Source organism: Polaribacter marinus (assembly GCF_022662535.1).
GTDB classification, from domain to species: Bacteria; Bacteroidota; Bacteroidia; order Flavobacteriales; family Flavobacteriaceae; genus Polaribacter; species Polaribacter marinus.
The window spans coordinates 1-2,515 of the sequence record NZ_JAKQYM010000042.1; the positions used below are offsets into that span (position 1 = coordinate 1).

Consider the following 2,515-nt stretch of genomic DNA (forward strand, 5'->3'; position numbering starts at 1 on the left):
TATATTGAAAACACACATTGATAAAATCATAAATTCCAATTTTCAGAATATGAGTGAGCGCAATTTTTGGCAACGTGATTGTGTAAGAAAAGTTGCGTTGTTTTAAGCAATGAAGTTAGTGAATAAAACACAAACCAAGAAAATCCGAGAGGATTTTCGCAAGTAAGCTAAAACAAGCATTTTTTTTTACACGGTGTTGGCAATAGTATTTTTCACTATTATTTCATTTAGTTTCTGTATGTCTGATTCCGCAATTTCATTTAAGTTAAATGTAATTTTAGAATTGTTTTTTTTCGTTATAATTAATTCCTTTTCATTCAGTTCAGTCTTTTTAATTTGGTTAAAACTCAATGATTTTCCTTTCCAAGAGTTAATTCGGATTACAGTTCCTAGTTTATTCCACTGAACATAATTTTTATGCAAAAACATTCTACCATAAAAAATCACTTGAAGTAAAAATCCGAATGCACTTATACGATTATTTAACTTTGGATTTTCAAATTGTATTAATTCAAAAGTTCCTGCTAAAATGAAAACAAGAGAAAGAATCAAAACAGAAATCCAAACCCAACTTCTCATATTATCAAAATGTATTTTTTTCATTTTTCCGTTATTTATTTACTTATTTATAAAATTTCTATTCAAATTTAATTTCACAAAACTAATTATTCATTTTATTCAATCTTTTTACATTTTTTAAACGTTCTGTTATATTATTGCCAACGTGTTTGTATATGGTTTGTTGCGTGTTTTAAGCACCTAATTTAGCAAATACAAACCAAATAGAAAATCCGCGAGGATTTTCGTAAGTAGGCTAGAACTAGCAATAAATTATATACGGTGTTGGCAACTGGCTTTTCTTTTTTTAGTTCTTAAATATTCTATTCCAAACGGACTTTTTTGAAATCAGATTTTCTCTATTCAAATCCAGAACCTCTTTTCCGTTTGCTTTTATTAATAAGTCCAATAATTTATTATATCCGTTTTCTATTTTAAATTCCATTTCGTTTTTATAAAGAGGAAGAACATTATAAATATTTATTTTCCGACCGTTTTTATTAATTTCCGTAAAATCTTTGTCAAATGTTACAGAAGGAAGAATTAAAGCTCCGACATAATCTGTATCACTTCCATAAGGTGTTAAATCAGCTTCTGCTTGTATTGTGTGTCCAATTCCTATCCAAGTATCGTAAAAGTGAGGAAATTTCGCAGTTCTTTTAAGAATCGAAATAATCCAATCATTTTTATTTTCTCCAGAGTAAACTTGTCCGAATTCAATAGTTTTTGGTATAAGCATCATTAATTCGGCAAATTCCAAATCTTTTAGGTTTTCTGCTTGTTCGTCAACATTCATTTTTAACGTACTCATTCCAGAAGTCAAAAGTATGTTGAATGACGAGTTTTCAGGTTTTATTAAATAAACATCAAGATGTAAATCCAAAGTTGGGATTTCGTGAAAAACTGAAACTAACTTATCATCAAAGAATTTGCTTAAATGGTCATCAATCCATTCAGCGTGTTCGTGGTAATGTTTTCTGTCCGAGAACGGATTTTTGTATTCAGCCATAAGTTCGTTTTTAGCTTGTTGCCAACGGTTTATGTATAAGAATAGTGCGGTTTTGTGTGCGAGGATTTTCCGTAGGAAAATCAGAGTTAGCAAAATAGCACTGTTCTTTGTTTTAGCACTAAACTACGCATTATTTTTATACTGTGTTGTGTGTAGGTTTTCTTTATCCGCAATATTTTCAGCGTCATATTCCCACTTTTTAACAATCATAAATTTAGTCTTTTTTCCTTAAAATCCTAAAAAAAATCCGATTTTTTATTCTGTAAATCTGTTCAATATTTTTGCGATTATAATTTTTTTGTCAATTTTTGATTTTCAATGATTTTCAATGATTTTCACATAATAAACAACAATCCCAAAAAAGTCAATTTCATTTTGCGCACAGTTCAGCCGTAAGTTTTGCGTTTTAGTTTTTCAGCGGCAATTTTCGTTTTTGGCTAACTTTTCATAATTAAAGACTTGCCTTATTAAATCTCAAATTCGCTTAAAATTCCGTACGATTTGTAATTCCGATTTGTTAATATTTTACCGTGATTGAGTGATAAATCCTACTTTTCATATTCTCAATATTCCGCATTTTTTTTAGTCGTAAAAAAGCAAAAACTTTAAGTTAGGAAGCGATTTTCAAAAGTTTGCTATCAACTTACACACAACGTGTTTGTATAAGCTTTGTTGCGTTGGTTTTGCAGTAAAGTTAATAAATAATTACGGACAAAGAAAGTCCGCGAGGACTTTCGCAAGTAGGCAAAAAGCCAGCAATAAAGTTTATACGGTGTTGTGTGTAGTTTTTTATCCTTGCCATATTTTTATTTCAACAACTCTTTCTTTTTCAAAATTTAATGTTAAAGAACCAGTATTTATACTATGACCAGTCATCCTATGTTTGTCAAGTGTTAAATACTTTGTTAGAATTAATTACATTTAAAATTAATATTAACAAGAAAAGTA

2 protein-coding genes are annotated in these 2,515 nt (G+C 29.1%); both read right to left on the minus strand.

Annotated features, from left to right (window positions below; translation table 11 throughout):
- Nucleotides 1–186 precede the first annotated feature (186 nt).
- Complete coding sequence (locus MC378_RS15280; protein WP_242179698.1) at nucleotides 187–603, minus strand: hypothetical protein; 417 nt, start codon at nucleotides 601–603, stop codon at nucleotides 187–189.
- Nucleotides 604–865: 262 nt separating this feature from the next.
- Complete coding sequence (locus MC378_RS15285; protein ID WP_242179700.1) at nucleotides 866–1,567, minus strand: suppressor of fused domain protein; 702 nt, start codon at nucleotides 1,565–1,567, stop codon at nucleotides 866–868.
- Nucleotides 1,568–2,515 lie beyond the last annotated feature (948 nt).

Bases quoted from the DNA above. Each gene is read 5' to 3' on its own strand.
- MC378_RS15285 (WP_242179700.1), bottom strand. From the start codon at position 1,567: ATGGCTGAATACAAAAATCCGTTCTCGGACAGAAAACATTACCACGAA.
- MC378_RS15280 (WP_242179698.1), bottom strand. From the start codon at position 603: ATGAAAAAAATACATTTTGATAATATGAGAAGTTGGGTTTGGATTTCT.